This window comes from Streptomyces sp. NPDC044063 (assembly GCF_056434285.1).
In genome coordinates this window covers 175,745-195,390 of record NZ_JBWKFM010000005.1, presented here as the reverse complement: position 1 = coordinate 195,390, position 19,646 = coordinate 175,745, and the positions used below count along the sequence as shown (strand labels likewise).

At 73.5% G+C, this 19,646-nt stretch carries 15 protein-coding genes; 12 read left to right on the top strand and 3 right to left on the bottom strand.

The window, feature by feature from the left end; all coding sequences use genetic code 11:
* Positions 1-39 precede the first annotated feature (39 nt).
* From AC07BS_RS09195 to AC07BS_RS09180, 4 genes are all read left to right on the top strand, one after another.
* Positions 40-966, top strand: a complete 927-nt coding sequence (locus tag AC07BS_RS09195; protein WP_478931287.1) for a helix-turn-helix transcriptional regulator — start codon at positions 40-42, stop codon at positions 964-966.
* Positions 967-1,039: 73 nt separating this feature from the next.
* Positions 1,040-2,170: a tRNA dihydrouridine synthase DusB gene (gene dusB / locus AC07BS_RS09190; RefSeq protein ID WP_478641465.1), complete on the top strand. Its 1,131-nt coding sequence runs from the start codon at positions 1,040-1,042 to the stop codon at positions 2,168-2,170.
* A 397-nt stretch (positions 2,171-2,567) separates the two neighbouring features.
* Positions 2,568-5,288 (top strand): pyruvate, phosphate dikinase, encoded by a 2,721-nt coding sequence (gene ppdK, locus AC07BS_RS09185; RefSeq protein WP_478931169.1) that lies wholly within the window; start codon positions 2,568-2,570, stop codon positions 5,286-5,288.
* A 470-nt stretch (positions 5,289-5,758) separates the two neighbouring features.
* Complete coding sequence (locus AC07BS_RS09180) at positions 5,759-6,790, top strand: ArsR/SmtB family transcription factor (protein ID WP_478641464.1); 1,032 nt, start codon at positions 5,759-5,761, stop codon at positions 6,788-6,790.
* Between the two features lie 255 nt (positions 6,791-7,045).
* On the opposite strand, the gene AC07BS_RS09175 is transcribed toward AC07BS_RS09180, so the two are convergent.
* Positions 7,046-8,911, bottom strand: a complete 1,866-nt coding sequence (locus AC07BS_RS09175; RefSeq protein ID WP_478641462.1) for an APC family permease — start codon at positions 8,909-8,911, stop codon at positions 7,046-7,048.
* Positions 8,912-9,144: 233 nt separating this feature from the next.
* Between AC07BS_RS09175 and AC07BS_RS09170 the strand changes: the two genes are divergently transcribed.
* Positions 9,145-9,741 carry a hypothetical protein gene (locus AC07BS_RS09170; RefSeq protein WP_478931166.1) on the top strand — a complete coding sequence of 199 codons (597 nt, stop codon included), beginning with the start codon at positions 9,145-9,147 and terminating at the stop codon, positions 9,739-9,741.
* Here the strand turns inward: AC07BS_RS09170 and AC07BS_RS09165 are convergent.
* Positions 9,738-10,667, bottom strand: coding sequence for an oxidoreductase (locus tag AC07BS_RS09165; protein ID WP_478641458.1), 930 nt, complete (start codon positions 10,665-10,667; stop codon positions 9,738-9,740). The genes AC07BS_RS09170 and AC07BS_RS09165 overlap by 4 nt on opposite strands.
* A 101-nt stretch (positions 10,668-10,768) precedes the next feature.
* Here AC07BS_RS09165 and AC07BS_RS09160 point away from each other — a divergent pair, with 101 nt between their 5' ends.
* From AC07BS_RS09160 to AC07BS_RS09150, 3 genes are all read left to right on the top strand, one after another.
* Entirely contained in the window at positions 10,769-11,425 is a 657-nt protein-coding gene (locus AC07BS_RS09160; RefSeq protein ID WP_478931164.1) for a maleylpyruvate isomerase mycothiol-dependent enzyme family protein, read from the top strand.
* Between the two features lie 86 nt (positions 11,426-11,511).
* The gene (locus AC07BS_RS09155; RefSeq protein WP_478641454.1) at positions 11,512-12,303 is read left to right on the top strand and encodes a TSUP family transporter; all 792 of its coding nucleotides are present in this window, start codon (positions 11,512-11,514) and stop codon (positions 12,301-12,303) included.
* A gap of 122 nt (positions 12,304-12,425) precedes the next feature.
* Positions 12,426-13,367, top strand: coding sequence for a trypsin-like serine peptidase (locus tag AC07BS_RS09150; RefSeq protein ID WP_478641452.1), 942 nt, complete (start codon positions 12,426-12,428; stop codon positions 13,365-13,367).
* Between the two features lie 16 nt (positions 13,368-13,383).
* Here AC07BS_RS09150 and AC07BS_RS09145 read toward each other — a convergent pair whose 3' ends face one another.
* Positions 13,384-14,088: a SanA/YdcF family protein gene (locus AC07BS_RS09145; RefSeq protein WP_478641450.1), complete on the bottom strand. Its 705-nt coding sequence runs from the start codon at positions 14,086-14,088 to the stop codon at positions 13,384-13,386.
* Between the two features lie 104 nt (positions 14,089-14,192).
* On the opposite strand from AC07BS_RS09145, the gene AC07BS_RS09140 reads away from it, so the two are divergent.
* The 4 genes from AC07BS_RS09140 to dnaG all read left to right on the top strand — a co-directional run bounded on the left by AC07BS_RS09140 (position 14,193) and on the right by dnaG (position 19,412).
* Positions 14,193-15,533 carry a deoxyguanosinetriphosphate triphosphohydrolase gene (locus AC07BS_RS09140; protein ID WP_478641448.1) on the top strand — a complete coding sequence of 447 codons (1,341 nt, stop codon included), beginning with the start codon at positions 14,193-14,195 and terminating at the stop codon, positions 15,531-15,533.
* A gap of 160 nt (positions 15,534-15,693) precedes the next feature.
* Positions 15,694-16,959, top strand: a complete 1,266-nt coding sequence (locus AC07BS_RS09135; protein WP_478641446.1) for an NAD(P)/FAD-dependent oxidoreductase — start codon at positions 15,694-15,696, stop codon at positions 16,957-16,959.
* Entirely contained in the window at positions 16,956-17,483 is a 528-nt protein-coding gene (locus AC07BS_RS09130; RefSeq protein WP_478641444.1) for a GNAT family N-acetyltransferase, read from the top strand. Before AC07BS_RS09135 ends, AC07BS_RS09130 begins: the two co-directional genes overlap by 4 nt.
* A 9-nt stretch (positions 17,484-17,492) precedes the next feature.
* Positions 17,493-19,412 (top strand): DNA primase, encoded by a 1,920-nt coding sequence (gene dnaG / locus AC07BS_RS09125; RefSeq protein ID WP_478931160.1) that lies wholly within the window; start codon positions 17,493-17,495, stop codon positions 19,410-19,412.
* Positions 19,413-19,646: the final 234 nt, after the last annotated feature.

Here is a 19,646-nt window from a genome sequence, read left to right as displayed (position 1 = left end):
GATCGGCGGTGGCACACCCTGGAGCGCGTGAGCACGACGATGATCGAGACCCTGGCCGCCGAGTACGCGGCCGCCCGGCCCGACGAGGTCCGCCGCCATGAGCTGGCGGCCTTCCTGCGCAGCCGCCGCGAGCGCATCTCCCCCGAGGAGGCGGGCCTGCCGCGCGGCCCCCGCCGCCGCACGCCGGGGCTCCGCCGCGAGGAGGTCGCCCAGGTCGCCGCCGTCGGCGTCACCTGGTACACGTGGCTGGAGCAGGCCCGCGACATCCGCGTCTCGGCGCAGGTCCTGGACTCCGTCGCCCGCGCCCTGCGGCTCGACCGGGGCGAGCGCGCCCACCTCTTCGCCCTCGCGGACGTCGTCGACCCGCTGCCCGGCTCGGACGTCGTGCGCGTCACGCCCGCCCTGCGCCGGATGCTCGACCAGCTCGAACCGCTGCCCGCCTGCGTACAGAACGCGCGCTACGACATCCTGGCCTACAACCGCGTCTACGCCCGGCTGACGTGCGACCTCGACGCCGTCCCGCCGGAGGACCGCAACTGCCTGTGGTTGCAGTTCACCGACCCCGTCTGGCGCGCCTCGGCCCTCAACGGCGCGGAGGCCCGGCGGGCCATCGTGGCCAAGTTCCGCCGGGCCATGGCCGAGCACGTCGCCGAGCCCGCGTGGAAGTGCCTGCTCAAGAGGATGTGCGACGCCTCGCCGGAGTTCCGCGAGCTCTGGACGCGGCACGAGGTCGTCCCGGTCGAGGAGCAGAAGACGGCCGTCCTGCGGCACCCGTACGCCGGGATGCTGCGCCTGGACCACACCAGCCTGTGGGCGGGCCCGGGCCCCGGCACCCGTCTGATCACGTTCACCCCCGTCGACGAGGAGTCCGAGGAGGGGCTGCGCAGGCTCCACGCCCTCGTACGGGGGGAGGCGGGAACGGAGGCGGACAGGAGGACCCGGCGGGACGGGACCTTCGGCCGCTGAGGCGGTTGCGCCGGATGAGGGACAATGAACGGTCCGCCCCATCGTCCGCACGACTTGCGAGGAAGCCCGCCCAATGACGCTCCAGATCGGTCCGCACCCGGTGCAGCCGCCGGTGGTCCTGGCCCCTATGGCGGGGATCACCAATGCTCCCTTCCGCACGCTGTGCCGTGAGTTCTCCGGCGGCAAGGGGCTCTTCGTCAGCGAGATGATCACCACGCGGGCGCTCGTCGAACGGGACGCCAAGACGATGCGGCTGATCCACTTCGACGGGACCGAGAAGCCGCGCTCCATCCAGCTCTACGGCGTCGACCCGGTGACCGTCGGCAAGGCCGTCCGCATGATCGTGGACGAGGACCTGGCCGACCACATCGACCTCAACTTCGGTTGCCCCGTCCCCAAGGTCACCCGCAAGGGCGGCGGCTCCGCGCTGCCGTACAAGCGCAACCTGCTGCGCTCGATCCTCCGCGAGGCCGTCGGCAACGCCGGCTCCCTGCCGGTGACCATGAAGATGCGCAAGGGCATCGACGACGAGCACATCACCTACCTCGACGCCGGGCGGATCGCCGTCGAGGAGGGCGTCACGGCCATCGCCCTCCACGGCCGCACGGCCGCCCAGCACTACGGCGGCACCGCCGACTGGGAGGCCATCGCCCGGCTGAAGGAGGCCGTGCCCGAGATCCCCGTCCTGGGCAACGGCGACATCTGGTCCGCCGACGACGCGGTGCGCATGATGCGCGAGACCGGCTGCGACGGCGTGGTCGTCGGGCGTGGCTGCCTGGGCCGCCCCTGGCTCTTCCGCGACCTGGTGAACGTCTTCGAGGACGGCGGGGAGGGCGCGGCCACCGCGCCCACGCTGCGCGAGGTGGCGGCCGTGATGCTGCGCCACGCGGAGCTGCTCGGCCAGTGGCTGGAGAACGAGGAGCGGGGCGTCATCGACTTCCGCAAGCACGTCGCCTGGTACACCAAGGGCTTCTCCATCGGGTCGGAGCTCCGTAAGAAGCTGGCAATCGCCTCATCTCTGGGCGAACTGGACGCTCTTTTGAGCGAGCTCGACCTGGATCAGGCCTGGCCGGTGGGTGCCGACGGCCCCCGCGGCCGTACCTCCGGCCGTAACCGCGTGGTGCTTCCGGACGGGTGGCTGAACGACCCCTACGACGCCGCGACTGTGGGCGCGGACGCGGAACTCGACACGTCGGGCGGGTGAAACGCCGCCGAAAGGGCGTCGAACACGGCGTGATTCTCGCCACCTCTGATAAGGGTCTCGCTCAGATGAGCACCGGAATCAGGGGTACACCTTTCCGAGGGGTGGCACTGCGTGCCACCCCTTTTGGCTTCACAAGGTGACGGCGGATGGCGGGTTTTCTCGACGCGACGTGACGGGTTGATGATTTTCGGTCATGTTGCGTTCAGGAAATGAAGGAGGAGGGTGGGTGCCTCAAATGAGCGCGCAACTTTCGATCTGCTGGCGGACGGGTGGTTGCGCCCCCAAGTTGGCGGAGTAGACCTCCTCAGACGCCTTCGATCTGGGTACGCTCCCCGCCGTCAGGGCAGCCCTCCCCCCCTCAGCGTCCCCGGGAGGCCCGAGTGAGGAGTCGATTCCCGTGCCGGTATCCGAAGATCGCCAGAAGTTCGTCTACGACTTCACCGAGGGCAACAAGGACCTCAAGGACCTGCTCGGCGGGAAGGGTGCCAACCTCGCCGAGATGACCAACCTCGGGCTGCCCGTCCCTCCGGGCTTCACCATCACCACCGAGGCCTGCAAGGTCTACCTGGAGGGCGGCCGGGAGCCCGCGTCGATGCGCGACGAGGTCACCGCCCACCTGGAGGCCCTCGAGGCGCACATGGGCAAGAAGCTCGGCCAGGCCGACGACCCGCTGCTGGTGTCGGTGCGCTCGGGCGCCAAGTTCTCCATGCCCGGCATGATGGACACCGTCCTGAACATCGGCCTGTCCGACGAGTCCGTGACCGGCCTCGCGGCCCAGGCCGGCGACGAGCGGTTCGCCTGGGACTCGTACCGCCGCCTCATCCAGATGTTCGGCAAGACCGTGCTGGGCGTCGACGGCGAGCTCTTCGAGGAGGCGCTGGAGGAGACCAAGCGGGCCAAGGGCGTCGTCACCGACGTCGAGCTGCGCGCCGAGGACCTGAAGCACCTGGTCGAGGAGTTCAAGGGCATCGTCTCCAAGGAGACCGGCCGGGACTTCCCGCAGGACCCGCGCGAGCAGATGGACCTCGCCATAAGGGCGGTCTTCGACTCCTGGAACGGCGACCGCGCCAAGCTCTACCGCCGTCAGGAGCGCATCCCCGGCGACCTGGGCACGGCCGTCAACATCTGCTCCATGGTCTTCGGCAACCTGGGCCCCGACTCCGGCACCGGCGTCGCCTTCACCCGTGACCCCGCCAGCGGCCACCAGGGCGTCTACGGCGACTACCTGCAGAACGCGCAGGGCGAGGACGTCGTCGCGGGCATCCGCAACACCATGCCGCTCGCCGAGCTGGAGCGCATCGACAAGGCCTCGTACGACCAGCTGATGCAGATCATGGAGACGCTGGAGACGCACTACAAGGACCTGTGCGACATCGAGTTCACCATCGAGCGCGGCAAGCTGTGGATGCTCCAGACCCGCGTCGGCAAGCGCACCGCCGGAGCCGCCTTCCGCATCGCCACCCAGCTGGTGGACCAGGGCCTGATCGACGAGGCCGAGGCGCTCCAGCGCGTCAGCGGCGCCCAGCTGGCGCAGCTGATGTTCCCGCGCTTCGACGAGAAGGCGAAGACCGAGCTGCTGGGCCGGGGCATCGCCGCCTCGCCGGGCGCGGCGGTCGGCCGGGCGGTCTTCGACTCCTACACCGCCGTCAAGTGGTCCCGCTCGGGTGAGAAGGTCATCCTGATCCGCCGGGAGACCAACCCCGACGACCTCGACGGCATGATCGCCTCCGAGGGCATCCTGACCTCGCGCGGCGGCAAGACCTCGCACGCGGCCGTCGTGGCGCGCGGCATGGGCAAGACCTGTGTCTGCGGCGCCGAGGAGCTGGAGGTCGACACCAAGCAGCGGAAGATGACCGCCCCCGGTGGCGTGGTCGTCCAGGAGGGCGACGTCGTCTCCATCGACGGCTCCACCGGCAAGGTCTACCTGGGCGAGGTCCCGGTCGTGCCGTCCCCGGTCGTGGAGTACTTCGAGGGCCGGATGCACGCCGGCGCCGACGACGCCGACGAGCTGGTCCAGGCCGTGCACCGGATGATGGCCTACGCCGACCGCACCCGCCGGCTGCGCGTCCGCGCCAACGCCGACAACGCCGAGGACGCGGCCCGCGCCCGCCGCTTCGGCGCCCAGGGCATCGGCCTGTGCCGCACCGAGCACATGTTCCTCGGTGAGCGGCGCGAGCTCGTCGAGCGGCTCATCCTGGCCGACACCGACACCGAGCGGGAGGAGGCACTGGGTGCCCTGCTGCCGCTGCAGAAGGCCGACTTCGTCGAGCTGTTCGAGGCGATGGACGGGCTGCCGGTGACGGTCCGCCTGCTCGACCCGCCGCTGCACGAGTTCCTGCCCGACATCACCGAGCTGTCGGTGCGCGTGGCGCTCGCCGAGGCCCGTCAGGAGGCGCACGAGAACGACCTGCGCCTGCTCCAGGCCGTGCACAAGCTCCACGAGCAGAACCCGATGCTGGGTCTGCGCGGCGTCCGCCTGGGTCTGGTGATCCCCGGCCTGTTCGCCATGCAGGTGCGGGCCATCGCCGAGGCCGCGGCCGAGCGCCGGAGCGGTGGCGGCGACCCGCGCGCCGAGATCATGATCCCGCTGGTGGGCACCGTCCAGGAGCTGGAGATCGTCCGCGACGAGGCGGAGCGCGTCATCGCCGGTGTCGAGGCCGCCAGCGGCACCGACCTCAAGCTGCCGCTGGGCACGATGATCGAGCTGCCGCGCGCCGCCCTGACGGCCGGGCAGATCGCCGAGGCCGCCGAGTTCTTCTCCTTCGGCACCAACGACCTCACCCAGACCGTGTGGGGCTTCTCCCGCGACGACGTCGAGGCCAGCTTCTTCACCGCGTACCTGGAGAAGGGCATCTTCGGGGTCAGCCCCTTCGAGACCATCGACAAGGACGGCGTGGGCTCGCTGGTCCGCGCGGCCGTCGAGGCCGGCCGGGCCACCCGCCCCGACCTCAAGCTCGGCGTGTGCGGCGAGCACGGCGGCGACCCGGAGTCGGTGCACTTCTTCCACCAGGTGGGCCTGGACTACGTCTCCTGCTCCCCGTTCCGCATCCCGGTCGCCCGCCTGGAGGCGGGCCGCGCCGCGGCGCTGAACGGCCGGGGAGGCAGCGACAGCCGCTGAGCGCGGCCATATGACCTCCGGAGCCGCCGTATGGGATGACCTCGACCCTCAGCCCCACTCACGGCTCCGGAAGGAAGGAGGGGCGGTCCTCGCGAAGGGACCGCCCCTCCTGGGCGTCCGGAGGCCCCGCGTTCGCGGGTGTTAACCCTGTCGTAACCTGCGACAGGTACGGGCGCATGGCGAAGGGGCGGCGCCCGTGCGGGAGCGCCGCCCCTCTTTACTCCCCCACCGGGAGTTGTTGCCGCCCGCATCGGCTCGGGCGGCAACTCGCATACCCAGCGGCCGCTTTTTCGCTCGCCACCCCCCACGGGAACGAGCGGGGCGGCCCTGAGTGCGTGAATAGCATTTCGCTTCTGCGATGTTCGCCGCGAGTCCTTTCAACTGTGGCCAAAAGGACGTGGTAACACCTCGTATCGGTGTGCATACTCAGTGAGCGGGGGGTGGTCGCGGATGTCTCATGTGGGGGTTTGGTGCTGCGTGTCCATTTCACTGGACTCGATCTGGCCCGGTTGCGCCTGGCCGGAGACCCGGACGTGCTCTGGGAAACCGTATTGAGCCTGCACCGGCTTCGGGACAAACAAGGCGAGTCGATCTTCGGGGATTGGCGGTCGGAAACCCGGCCTCGGTTGAATGGTGAAACGCGGCTTCTGGCGCCGCTCGTTCCGCCCCGTGGATATTTCCCCGACTTCCTGACACCGGCCGAAGGCTTAGACGGACTCGACTCCGGCATAGAGGCACTGCGGGCCACCCCGGCCGACCGGGTCCACGACGAACTGAGCCGGCTGCCCACCGTCCGGACCCTGCCGGCTTGGATACGATCGCTCGCCGAGGGCGACTCCCGGGCGTTCGGCAAGCTGATCAGCGCCCTCCATGCCTATCACCAGGCCGCCATCGCCCCGTACTGGGCCCATATCCAGGCCCAGATCGAGGCGGACCGGGCCGTGCGCGGCCGGGCGCTGCTGGACGGCGGCGCCGACGCGCTGCTCTCCTCGCTGCCGCCCACCATGCGCTGGCGGGCCCCGGTACTGGAGGTCGACTACCCCGTGGACCGGGACATGTACCTGGGCGGCCGCGGGCTGCTGCTCCTGCCGTCCTTCTTCTGCCGGCGCACCCCCGTGACCCTGCAGAACACCGAGCTCACGCCGGTGCTGGTGTATCCCGCGCGGGCCATGTCGGAGTCGGCGCCCGCCGTCCCGGCGGCCCCGCGCTCGCTGGGCAAGCTGGTGGGGCACACCCGCTCGGCCGTCCTGGGCTCCATCGGCGGCGGCTGCACCACCAGCGAACTCGCCCGCAGGGTGGGGGTGTCGGCCGCCTCGGCCAGCCAGCACGCGGGCGTGCTGCGCGAGGCCGGGCTGGTGCTGACGCTGCGCAACGGCAGCGCGGTGATGCACACCCTGACCCCGCTGGGCGCGGCGTTGCTGCGCGGAGGGCACCGGGGGCCGCAGTCCCGGGGCAGGGTCAAGTCGGCGGTCCCCGAGCGCTCGACACCCGCCACGATGTAGCCGCGGCGGGCGGGCGGTTCGCGCCGGTTCGCGCCCCGCGCGGGGGGTGGTGGAGCCCGTGTGCCGGCGGATTCATGGGCGCCGGCGCGACGTTCGCGCACGCCGGGGTACGCGCGCCGGTCCGTGGGGCGTACGGGAAGAGGGTGAGCCGGGCTACGCGGGGGCCCGGAGGCGTCCAGAACCAGAAGGTACGGTTCCGTAGCGTCCGGGCCCGTTGGGTAGCCGTCCCGGGCTCGTTCCGTCGTCGCTGGGCCGCTAGGCCCCGATCCTGAAGCGCAGCCGGCAGATCACCGCGTCGGTGTCCCGGCGCACCGCGTGGGCCACGACCGCGCCGCGCTGGTTCTGGAGCAGCCGCTGCCAGACGCGCGCCGGCTCCACCTCGGGGATGAGCACGGTCACCCGGTTGTCCGGGTGCCGGTCGGACAGCTCGCGGACGTAGTCGACGATCGGGCGGCCCAGGGTGCGCGTGGGGGCGGGCAGCTCGACCAGGTCGACGCCGGGGCTCCACAACTCCCAGTCGCGGCGCAGCGACTCGGCCGCGCGCCGGCCCTCCGCGTCGGGCTGGGTGACGGTCACGGCCACCACCTCGTCGCCGAGCGACACGGCGGCCGTCAGGGCCTCGCTGGTCAGCCGGGACAGCGAGGACACGGGCACCACGACCAGCGAGTGGCAGCGGCGGGGGGCCTCGGGCACCCGGCCGAGCCCCAGGCGGTCGCCGATCCGCCCGTACGTCCGGTGGACGGCCTCGAAGGCCAGGACCAGCAGCGGCAGCGCGACGACGATCAGCCAGGCGCCCTCGGTGAACTTCGTGGCGGTGACGACGACGGCCGAGACGCCGGTGAGGAGGGCCCCGAAGCCGTTGAGCAGCGCCTTGCCCCGCCGGCCGGGGGAGCGTTCGAGGCGCCAGTGGCGGACCATGCCGACCTGGCAGACGGTGAAGCCGACGAACACGCCGATCGCGAAGAGCGGCACGAGGGTGTTGACGTCGCCGCCGGAGAGGACGAGCAGCAGCGCGGAGACGGCGGCCAGCGCCAGGACGCCGTGCCGGTGGACCTGGCGGTCGGCCTTGAGGCCGAAGACGTGCGGCAGGTAGTTGTCCCGGGCCAGCAGGCCCATCAGCACCGGCAGGCCGCCGAAGGAGGTGTTGGCGGCGAGCGCGAGCAGGACGACGGTGGCGAACTGCACGACATAGAAGGCCCAGTTGTGGCCCAGGGAGGCGTCGGCGAGCTGGGCGAGGACGGTGACGCCCTCCACCGGCTGGAGGTGGAAGCGGCCGATGAGCACGGACAGGCCGATCAGCATGACGCCCAGCAGCGCGCCCAGGGCGACCTCGGTGCGCTGGGCCCGGCGGGTGGCCGGGGCGCGGAACGCGGGAACGGCGTTGGCCACGGCCTCGACGCCGGTGAGCGCGGAGCAGCCGGCGGCGAAGGCCTTCAGCAGGAGCAGGGCGCCGACGGCGGTGGTGTCGTCCGCGAGCACGGACGCGTGCCCGGCGGCGGTCTCGGTGCTCGCCGGGGCGTCCCGGAGCAGCCCCGCGACGATCAGGACGAGGATCGAGCCGACGAAGACGGCGGTGGGGACGACGAAGGCCTTGGCGGACTCCGCGATGCCGCGCAGGTTCACGCCCGTGACCAGCACCAGGACGCCCAGGCAGAGCCACAGCCGGTCGTCGTGGAGGGAGGGGAAGGCGGAGGTCAGGGCGGCGACGCCGGCGGTGACGGAGACGGCCACGTTCAGCACGTAGTCCAGCACCAGCGATGCCGCGGTGACCAGGGCCGTACGCCGGCCGAGGTGCCGCTTGGCGACCGCGTACGAGCCGCCGCCGTCCGGGAAGGCCGCGATGACCTGCCGGTAGGAGGCGACGAGGACGGCCAGCAGGGCGGCGATCGCGAGGGTGACCGGCAGCGTGAAGCCGAGGCCGTGCGCGCCGGCCGCGGCCAGGACGAGGACGATCGCCTCGGGGCCGTACGCCACCGACGCCATGGCGTCGAGCGAGAGGGCCGCCAGTCCCTGGGTGGCGGTGAGCCGGTGCCGGTCCTCGGCGGCCCGCGCGGCGCCGGTATCCGGCGGCTCCTCGTCGCCGGTGCCCGCGGCGTGCTCCGAATTGGCCAGCATGGACATCTTTTGTCGTACCTCCGTGGGGTCGGAGGCTCAGCGTGCGCCCGCGCCACCGGGGGCGCGTCCGTCCTTGGCGGCGTCTTGGCGGATTTTGGCGGTTTCCATATGGGTCCTTAACGCATCCGAACGCTTTCGGGGAGAGGCGTGTCAGTGAGGCGCAAGGAATGGCCAAAACAGCGTCAGCGCGACGTCAACGCGACGGGCTTCGGGCGGTGGACGGCCCTAGCGTCGGCACCATGGGACGGCGACAGACCTTACGGACGCGTGCGCGCGTACGCGACGGACACCGCCGGGGCCCGGGGGAGCGGCCACCGGCCGGCGCGGTGCCGGCCTGGGACCGCGGCTGGCGGCGCGAGGCCCGCTCGGCGTGGTGGTGCGGTACGGCCCTGGGCGGCCTGCTCCTCCTCGCCGACCTGGCCCGGGGCAGCCTCGACGTGCCGCGCGGCGCCTGCTGGGCGGCGCTCGGCGCCGCGCTCGTCGGCGTGCTCAGACCCGTGCGGGTCACGGCCGGCCCCGGCTGGCTGGCGGCCCGCGGCCTCCTGCGCGAGCACCGCGTGCGCACCGACCTCCTCACCCAGGTGCGCCGCGCCGACGGCATCGCCCCCCGGCTGGTCCTGCGGGACGTCGGAGGCAACCGGGTGGAGCTCGACCCGGGCGTCCTCACCGCGAACCCCCTGCTCTGGCACCACCTGGAGACGGGCGCCCGGCGGGCCCGCGAGCGGGGACTGCTGCGGGAGGGGGCGCTGCCGCTGGCCGCCCTGGCCGAACGCATCGACGGCGAGGGCGCCCGGGCGGTGCTCCGTGTCTCGGGCCTGGAGCCGGAGCGGCCCTAGCCCAGCGCCGGCGGGTACGTGACGCCCGTCAGGCGTTCCGAGACCGCCCACAGGCCGGCGCTCGCCCGGTCGTCGCGTGTCCAGCGGGCGCGCGGCGAGGGGGCCGGGGCGCCGCGCCAGAGCAGGTGGCGGGGGCCGTAGAAGTCGTCCTGCCGTACGCCCGGGGCGGTGGCGGCGTACAGCGAGGGGAGGGCGCCCTCGTCGGCGCTCTGCGCGACGAGGCGGTTGAGCAGCTCCACGCCCCGCTCGGCCCAGGCCCGCTCCTCCATGCGCGGCCCCGCCGTCTGGAGGTTGGTGTCCGCGTAGCCCGGGTGTGCGGCGAGGGCGGTGACGCCGGACCCCTCGGCCGTCAGCCGCCGGGCCAGCTCGTGGGTGAAGAGGAGGTTGGCGCTCTTGGACCGCCCGTAGGCGATCCAGCGCCGGTAGCGGTGCTCCATCTGGAGGTCCCGCGGGTCGACCGTGCCCAGGAAGTGCAGCCCGCTGGAGACCGTCACCACCCGCGCCCCGGGGCCGGCCTCGCGCAGCAGCGGCAGCAGCAGGCCGGTGAGGGCGAAGTGCCCCAGGTGGTTGGTGCCCAGCTGCATCTCGAAGCCGTCGACCGTTCTGCGGTGCGGCAGCGCCATGACCCCGGCGTTGTTGACCAGCAGGTCCAGCCGGTCCTCCTTGAGGTCGGCCGCGAAGGACCGCACCGACGCCAGGTCCGCGAGGTCCAGCTCGGCCAGCCGTACGTCGGCCCCCGGCACCCGCGCCCGCAGCAGCTCCTCGGCGGCCTTCCCGCGCGTGACGTCCCGGCACGCCAGCACCACCCGGGCCCCGTGCCGGGCGAGCTCCGTGGCCGTGACGAACCCGATGCCGCTGTTCGCCCCGGTCACCACGGCGGTGCGGCCGCTCTGGTCCGGGATGTCGCTCGTGCTCCAGCCGTTCATGTCTGCTGTGCTCCTCGCCTGCGGGTGAAGGGCGGCCCTCCGGCCAGGCTAACGGGAAGACGATCGCGCCGTTGGCCAAAGGCTGTTGATAGCGTCGCGACATGTCGCGAACGGATGAGCCGGCCGGGCCGCGTGTGCCCGTCACGCCGGAGGACCTCCAGGACGTGGTGCGCGGGGCCGTGGCCCTGCTGCGCGAGGCGCCCGAGGGGAGGTGGGGCGAGCCGGCGGGGTCGCTGGAGTGGACCTGCTGGGAGACGATCGAGCACTTGGCGGACGACATGTTCTGCTACGCCGCCCAACTGGCGTCGCGCGGCGGACCGGTGGACGGCTATGTGCCGTTCCTGATGACCCGGGTGCGGGAGGGCGGCCCCGAGGAGACCCTGCACGCCGAGCGGGACGCGGGCGTGACGGGGCTGTTGCAGGTGCTGGAGGCGGCCACCGGGCTGCTGGTGGCCATGGTGCGCACCAGTCCGCCCACCGCCCGGGCGTTCCACAGCTACGGGACGTCGGACCCCGAGGGGTTCGCCGCCATGGGCGTGGTCGAGGCGCTGGCGCACCTCCACGACGTCGCCGAGGGGCTCGGCGTGCGGTGGGAGCCGGACGCCGGCCTGTGCGCCCGGGTGCTGCGCCGGCTGTTCCGGGACGTGCCGGTGGGCGACGACCCGTGGCGCACGCTGCTGTGGGCCACCGGCCGCGCCGAGCTGCCCGGCCGGCCGCGGCGGGAGTCCTGGCGCTGGGACGGTACGCCCCTTTCCTGATCGCCCCCGCCCTGATCCTGATCACCTCGGCGCGAACGGCTCGCCCGCGCGGGGGCGTTGGCGACCTGGGCGTACGATCACGCCGTGTGACCCCCGACATATCGCTGACGACGCTGGCCGTGCTGTGTCTCACCGCGGCGGCGGCCGGCTGGATCGACGCCGTGGTGGGCGGCGGCGGGCTGCTCCAGCTGCCGGCCCTGCTGGTGGGGCTGCCGCATCTGGCGCCCGCGCACGTCCTCGGCACCAACAAGGCCGTCGCCATCTGCGGGACGACCGCCGCCGCCGTCGCGTACACCCGCACGGCGCCCATCGATGTGCGGACCGCCGTCCGGATCGGGCTCGCGGCGCTCGGCGGCTCGCTGGCGGGCGCGTTCTTCGCGTCGGGCATCGACAGCGCCGTCCTGCGGCCGCTCATCATGGCGGTGCTGCTGGCGGTCCTCGCGTTCGTGCTGCTGCGGCCGTCGTTCGGTACCTCGGCGGCGGCGGACGGCGCGGGGCCGCCCACCGCGCGCCGCCTGCTCACCGCCGTCCTGGTCGCGGGGCTGGGCATCGGTTTCTACGACGGGCTGATCGGGCCCGGCACCGGCACCTTCCTCGTGCTGGCGCTGGCGGGCATCCTGCACATGAACCTGGTCACGGCCTCCGGCACCGCCAAGATCGTCAACGTCTGCACCAATGTGGGCGCGCTGGTCACCTTCACCGCGCAGGGCGCCGTGGTGTGGCAGGTGGCGGGCCCGATGGCCGTCTTCAACCTCACCGGCGGGGCGCTGGGCGCGCGGATGGCCCTGCGGCGGGGGAGCGGCTTCGTGCGGGGCGTCCTGGTCGTCGTGGTGCTGGCGCTGGTGTGCAAGCTGGCGTATGACCAGTGGGGCGGGTGAGGCGTTCGTGGGCTCATGTGACGATGCGCCCTCCCGACCATGCGCGAAATGACCATGCGGAAATACAGCCCGGTGCACGGCAAATCCCCTCCGTGCGGTTAGCCTGTCGCTACCTTCCTGACGTGGTGGGGGTGCTCGTGCGTTTCTCCCGGTGGAGCCGGGCCCGGTGGGTCCGGGCCCTGTTCGCGGGGCTCTATGTGGTCGCGCTGGCGGCCGCCGTACCCCAAGGGGCCGGCGGGCACGGTCGGGACACCGGCTGGTCCAGCGAGGAGGCGCGGCGGTTCTGGGGCCCCGCGCGGATGTCCACGGCCGCCGCCGGGGACGACGCCGCCGACGGCGACCGCGCGGTCGCGGCCCCGCCCGTCACGAGCAGCGCCCGCCACTTCGACGGCATCCCCACGGTCGGCGTGCTCTTCTACGTCGGCGAGGACATGCGGGACCACCACTGCACGGCCAGCGTGGTGCACAGCCCCAAGGGCAACCTCATCGTCTCGGCCGGCCACTGCGGCTTCGACGACGCCGCGTTCGTCCCGGACTACCGGCAGGGCGAGAGCAGCCAGCCGTACGGCGTCTGGGCGGTGGAACGGTCCTTCGTCGACCCGCGGCGCGGCGACACCGGGGAGGCCTCCGACCTCGACTTCGCCTTCGCCACCGTCAAGGCCGACAGCCGGGGCCGCCAGCTGGAGCGCGTCACCGGCGCCAACCGCCTGGTGCGCACCCCCGGCTACGTCAACAGGGTCACCGTCGTCGGCTACCCCAGCTCGGACAGCGACCCCGCCGACCGGGCCATCCGCTGCACCGCCATGACCGGCCGACTCACCGGCCACAAGCAGATGACCATGCGCTGCGACGGCTTCTACGGCGGCACCTCGGGCAGCCCCTGGCTGGCGAACTTCGACGAGCGGACCCGGACCGGCGACCTCATCGGGGTCCTGGGCGGCCTCAACGGCGGCGGCCCCGACGGCGAGGAGAGCGACAAGATCTCCTACAGCCCCCTGAACGACGACGAGATCTTCCGGCTCTACGTGGACGCCATAAACGGCCGCGAGCCCCGGCGCGCCTGACGCCCGGACAGGCGCGCTAGGGCCTGTCCCCGGCGGCGCTCAGGGCCCGCTCCACGCCCGGTTCGTGCGGGCCGAGGAACGCCGGGCTGGGCCGGACCAGCGCGTCCAGCGCCGCCTTGCCCGCCGCGAACACCTCCCGGGCGCCGCCCGCGTACCACGTGACGTCGTGCTTGGCGGCCACCCCGACGCCGTACGAGTCGATCCCGGCGGCCTCGCACAGGGCCACCGCGCGGCGTATGTGGAAGCCCTGGGTGATCAGGACCGCCTGCTTCACGCCGAAGACGCGCTCCGCGCGGGCGCAGGAGTCCCAGGTGTCGAAACCGGCGAAGTCGCTGACGATCCTGCCGTCCGGGACCCCGCGCGCGACCAGGTACGCGCGCATCGCGTCCGGCTCGTCGTAGTCGTCGCGGCTGTTGTCCCCCGTCACCAGCACGACACGGACCTTGCCGGCGCGGTAGAGCTCCGCGGCCGCGTCCAGCCGGTGCGCCAGATAGGGGGAGGGCCGGCCCTCCCACAGCCCGGCGCCGAAGACCATCGCCACCGGCGCGGACGGCACGTCGGAGATGTCGCGCACCCGGGGCGTGCCGGCCGCGTACACCCACGTGGCGGGCAGCAGCCCCAGCACGCAGGCCGTCATGACGACCCACAGCAGGCGCCGCCGGCCACTCCTCGTGGCGGGCAGCCGCAGGCGTGCCCTTCGCACCGGACCCGCGAATTCCATGAGACCTCCCCCGTTCGCGAAGAGGTGAACGCGGTGGACGTCCGGCTGGTTCCCGCCCCCCACGCGCATCGCTGCTGTCACACCCTGCGGCTACCGTCGGGAGTATGAACGCCAGCACAGCGGACACAGCGTCGGAGCGGAACGGCATCGCGGGCTACGGAACGCCGGATCTGGAGCGCTGGGCGCCCGAGCCCGACAAGCGGCCCGGCCGCACGGCCTTCCAGCGCGACCGGGCCCGGGTGCTGCACTCCGCCGCGCTGCGCAGGCTGGCCGGAAAGACCCAGGTCGTCACCCCCGGCACCCGCTCCCAGGCCTGGGACGCCAGCCCCCGCACCCGGCTGACCCACTCCCTGGAGTGCGCTCAGGTGGGCCGCGAGCTGGGCGCGGCGCTCGGCTGCGACCCCGACCTCGTCGAGGTCGCCTGCCTCGCGCACGACCTCGGCCACCCGCCCTTCGGCCACAACGGCGAGCAGGCCCTCGACGGCGTCGCCGGGCTCTGCGGCGGCTTCGAGGGCAACGCCCAGTCGCTGCGCCTGCTCACCCGGCTCGAACCCAAGCGCTTCGTGCCCGACCCCGCCACCGGCGAGCTGGTCAGCGTAGGCCTCAACCTCACCCGCGCCGCCCTGGACGCCGCCACCAAGTACCCCTGGACCCGCGGCGCCCACCCCACCGACCCCGCCTCGCGGAAGTTCGGCGTCTACGCCGACGACGTCCCCGTCTTCCAGTGGCTGCGCGAGGGCGCCCCCGGCCACCGGCAGAGCTTCGAGGCGCAGGTCATGGACTGGGCCGACGACGTGGCCTACTCCGTGCACGACGTCGAGGACGGGCTGCACGCCGGCCACCTCGACCCCAACGTCCTGCTCGCCGAGCCCGAGCGGCGCGAGGTCTTCGCCGTCGCCGCCGGCCGCTACGCCCCGGGCGCCGACCCGCAGGAGCTCGCCGAGGCCCTCGACCGGCTCCTGGAACAGGAGTGGTGGCCGCACGGCTACGACGGCTCCGCCGTCTCCCAGGCCCGCCTCAAGGACGCCACCAGCCAGCTCATCGGCCGTTTCTGCCTCGCCGCCGAGGGGGCCACCCGGGCCGCCTGGGGGCCCGGCCGGCTCACCCGCTACGGGGCCGAGCTGGTCGTCCCGCACGGCACCCGGCTGGAGTGCGCCGTGCTCAAGGCCGTCGCCGACCGCTACGTCATGCAGCGCGAGGACCAGGAGAAGCTCCGCGCCGAACAGCGCGTCGTCATCGCCGAGCTGGGCGCCGCGCTGGCCGCCCGCGCCCCCGACGGCCTCGACCCGCAGTTCCGCACGCTGTTCGCCGAGGCGTCCGACGACGCGGGCCGGATGCGCGCGATCGTCGACCAGATCGCCGCGCTGACCGACAGCTCGGCCCGCACCCTGCACGCCCGGCTCGTCGGTTCGCGGAGCGACGTGCCGACGGGCCCGCGCGGCTGACCCCGCGCGGCTCTTGCGGGCGGCACCCGCTCCGGGGTAGTCCCTCTACCGGCGCCACGCGGGGTACGGGACTCTCGGCAGTGGCTCTTTCCGCCCGAGGACGACAACCGCGGACGTGCCGGGCGACCGACCCGTTCCGCGCGCAGCGAGGAGGCAGCAAGTGGTGGACGCACACCGGACGTTCGTCATCGTCGGAGGGGGCCTGGCCGGAGCGAAGGCGGCCGAGACCCTCCGCGCCGAGGGGTTCACCGGCCGGGTGATCCTCATCTGCGACGAACGCGAGCACCCCTACGAGCGGCCGCCGCTCTCCAAGGGCTATCTCACGGGCCGCGACGCCCGCGACAGCGTCTTCGTCCACAAGCCCGACTGGTACGCCAAGGCCGACATCGAGCTCCACCTCGGCCAGCCCGCCGTCCACCTCGACCGCGCGGCCCGCTCGGTGCGCCTGGGCGACGGCACGCTCGTGCACTACGACAAGCTGCTCCTGGCCACCGGCTCCGAGCCGCGCCGCCTCGACATCCCCGGCACCGGCCTGGCGGGCGTCCACCACCTGCGCCGCCTGGCGCACGCCGAGCGGCTGCGCGGCGTGCTGTCCTCCCTCGGCCGCGACAACGGCCACCTCGTCATCGCCGGCGCCGGCTGGATCGGCCTGGAGGTGGCCGCGGCGGCCCGCGGCTACGGCGCCGAGGTGACCGTCGTCGAGCCCGAACCGACCCCGCTGCACACCGTCCTGGGCCCCGAGCTCGGCCAGCTCTTCACCGACCTCCACGCCGAGCACGGCGTCCGCTTCCACTTCGGCGCCCGCCTCACCGAGATCGCCGGCCACGACGGCATGGTGCTGGCAGCCCGCACCGACGACGGCGAGGAGCACCCCGCCCACGACGTCCTCGCCGCCGTCGGCGCCGCCCCCCGCACCGCGCTGGCCGAGGCCGCGGGGCTGGCCCTGGTCGACCGCGCGGACGGCGGCGGCATCGCCGTGGACGCCTCGCTGCGCACCTCCGACCCCGACATCTACGCGGCGGGCGACGTCGCGGCCGCCGAGCACCCCTGGCTCGGCACCCGGCTGCGCGTCGAGCACTGGGCCAACGCCCTCCACGAGGGCCCCGCCGCCGCCCGCGCCATGCTCGGCCAGGACGTCTCCTACGACCGCGTGCCGTACTTCTTCTCCGACCAGTACGACGTGGGCATGGAGTACTCGGGCTGGGCGCCCCCCGGCAGCTACGACCAGGTGGTCTGCCGCGGTGACGTCGGCAAGCGCGAGTTCATCGCCTTCTGGCTCTCCGAGGGCCGGGTGCTGGCCGGGATGAACGTCAACGTGTGGGACGTCGCCACGTCCGTCCAGCGCCTCGTGCGCGCCGGCGCCCGCCCGGACCCCGACGCGCTCGCCGACCCGTCCGTGCCGCTGGACTCCCTGGCGACGGCATGACGGGCGGCATCCGCACCGCCCTGGTGCCCGTCGCCGAGGTCTTCGCCCTGCGGCACGCCGTGCTGCGCCCCGGTCTGCCCGCCGCCGAGGCGGCCTTCCCCGAGGACGCGGCGCCCGGCACCTTCCACGTCGCCGCGTACGACGCGGGGGGCGCCGTCCGGGGCTGCGTGACCTTCCTGCCCGAGCCGCTGCCGGGCACCGGCGAGGGCGGCACGGGTGAGGGCGGCACCGGTGAGGACGCCTACCGCTTCCGCGGCATGGCCAGCGACCCGGCGGTGCGCGGCCGCGGCTACGGCGTCGCGGTCCTGCGCGCGGGCCTCGCCGAGGCCGCGGCCCGGGGCGCCGCCCTGGTGTGGTGCAACGGCCGCACCGGCGCCCGCGGCTTCTACGAGCGGCACGGCTTCGAGGCCCGCGGCGAGGAGTTCACCGTCGAGGGCGTCGGACCCCACCTCGTATTCGTGATCAAGCTCGGTGGGAGACCGGAGAGGGGCCGCGCGGACGGGAGCGGCGACGGGCCACCGTAGAATTCACCCGTGGCAGGCAGGATCAACGATGACGACGTGAAGGCGGTCCGGGACGCGGTCCCGATCGACGCCGTCGTGTCCGAGTACCTCCAGCTGCGCAACGCGGGCGGCGGCAACCTCAAGGGCCTCTGCCCCTTCCATGACGAGAAGTCCCCGTCCTTCCAGGTCAGCCCCGCCAAGGGGCTCTTCTACTGCTTCGGCTGCCAGGAGGGCGGGGACACCGTCGACTTCATCATGAAGATCGACCACCTCTCCTTCTCCGAGACCATCGAGCGGCTCGCCTCCCAGGCCGGCATCACGCTGCGCTACGAGGAGGGCGGCTACACCCCGGGCCGCCAGCAGGGCGAGCGCATCCGCCTGGTCGAGGCGCACAAGATCGCCGCCCGGTTCTACGCCGAGCAGCTGGCGAGCCCCGAGGCCGAGATCGGCCGGAAGTTCCTGGCGGGCCGCGGCTTCGACCAGGCCGCCGCCGAGCATTTCGGCGTGGGCTACAGCCCCGCCGGCTGGGACCACCTCACCCGCTTCCTGCGCGGCAAGGGCTTCAGCGACAAGGAGCTGCTGCTCTCCGGCCTCTCCCAGGACAGCCGCAGCGGCAAGCCCATCGACCGCTTCCGCGGCCGTCTGATGTGGCCCATCCGCGACATCACCGGCGAGGTCGTCGGCTTCGGCGCCCGCAAGCTGCGCGACGACGACAACGGCCCCAAGTACCTCAACACCCCCGAGACGGCGATCTACAAGAAGTCGCACGTCCTCTACGGAATCGACCTCGCCAAGAAGGAGATCGCCCGCACCAACCGCGCGGTGGTCGTCGAGGGCTACACCGACGTCATGGCCTGCCACCTCGCCGGCGTCACCACCGCCATCGCCACCTGCGGCACCGCCTTCGCCGGCGACCACATCAAGATCCTGCGCCGGCTGCTGATGGACAACGCCGCCTCCGAGGTGGTCTTCACCTTCGACGGCGACGCCGCGGGCCAGAAGGCCGCCCTGCGCGCCTTCGAGGACGACCAGAAGTTCGCCGCCGAGACCTCCATCGCCATCACCCCCGGCGGCATGGACCCCTGCGAGCTGCGCCTCGCCGAGGGCGACGCGGCCGTGGCGTCCCTGGTCGAGTCGCGCACCCCGCTGTTCGCGTTCGCCATCCGCCAGGTCGTCGCCCGGCACAACCTCGACACCGCCGAGGGCCGCGCCGCCGCCCTGGAGGCCGCCGCGCCCATCGTGGCCAACATCAAGAACGGCGCCATCCAGCACGAGTACGCCGTGCAGCTCGCCGGCATGCTCGGCATCCTCGACACCCAGTTCGTCGTCCACCGCGTCGGCCAGCTGGCCCGCTGGGCCCGCGAGCGCGCCCGGCGCCCCGAGCAGGCGGGCGCCCGGCCGCGGCCGGGCGCCGAGCGGCAGCCCGCCGCGCCGGCCGCCCCGCAGGCCCGCCCCGGGCCCGCCCTGAACCTGCGCAGCCCCGCCCAGCTCACCGAGCGCGAGCTGCTGAAGCTCGCCCTCCAGCACCCCGCCCTGGTCGCCCCCGCGTTCGACGCCTACGGCGAGGACGAGTTCACCGGCGCCCCCTACGTGCTGGTGCGCCGCGCCATCGAGCAGGCGGGCGGCGTCACCCAGGCGGCGACCGAAGGGGACGCCGGCTACCTGGCCAGGGTCCGGGACGCGGCGCCCGACGACACCGTCCGCTCGCTCGTCACCGAGCTGGCCGTCGAGGCGGTCCGCGCGAAGACCGTGGACGAGGCCTACGCCGGCGTGCAGCTGGTCCAGGTCCGGCTGCGCGCGGTCGAGCGCCGGGTCAAGGACGTCCAGGCGAACATGGTCCGGCTGGGCAACCAGGCCGACCCCGACCACCTGGCGGCCGTGGCCAACGAGCTGTGGGTGCTGGAGCAGTACGGGCGTGCCCTGAAGGACCGCGGCGCGGCCGCGCTGTAACCGCCCGGTCACCGTCCGGGCGCAGAAAGTGCCCGCACGCCCCTCGTGGCGGGCCCGCGTCGTACCCCACACTGGTGGGCGGTGCCCGCTTCCTCGGAGCGCGGCGGGGGGGGGGGGGGGGGGGGGGGGGAGGGGAAGGGGGGAGGGGGGGGGGGGGGGATGAGACCCCCCCAAGACGCCCCCGGCCTGACTCCCCCTCTGCCCCAACTGCCTCGTGAGTACGGCGGCTGCCTG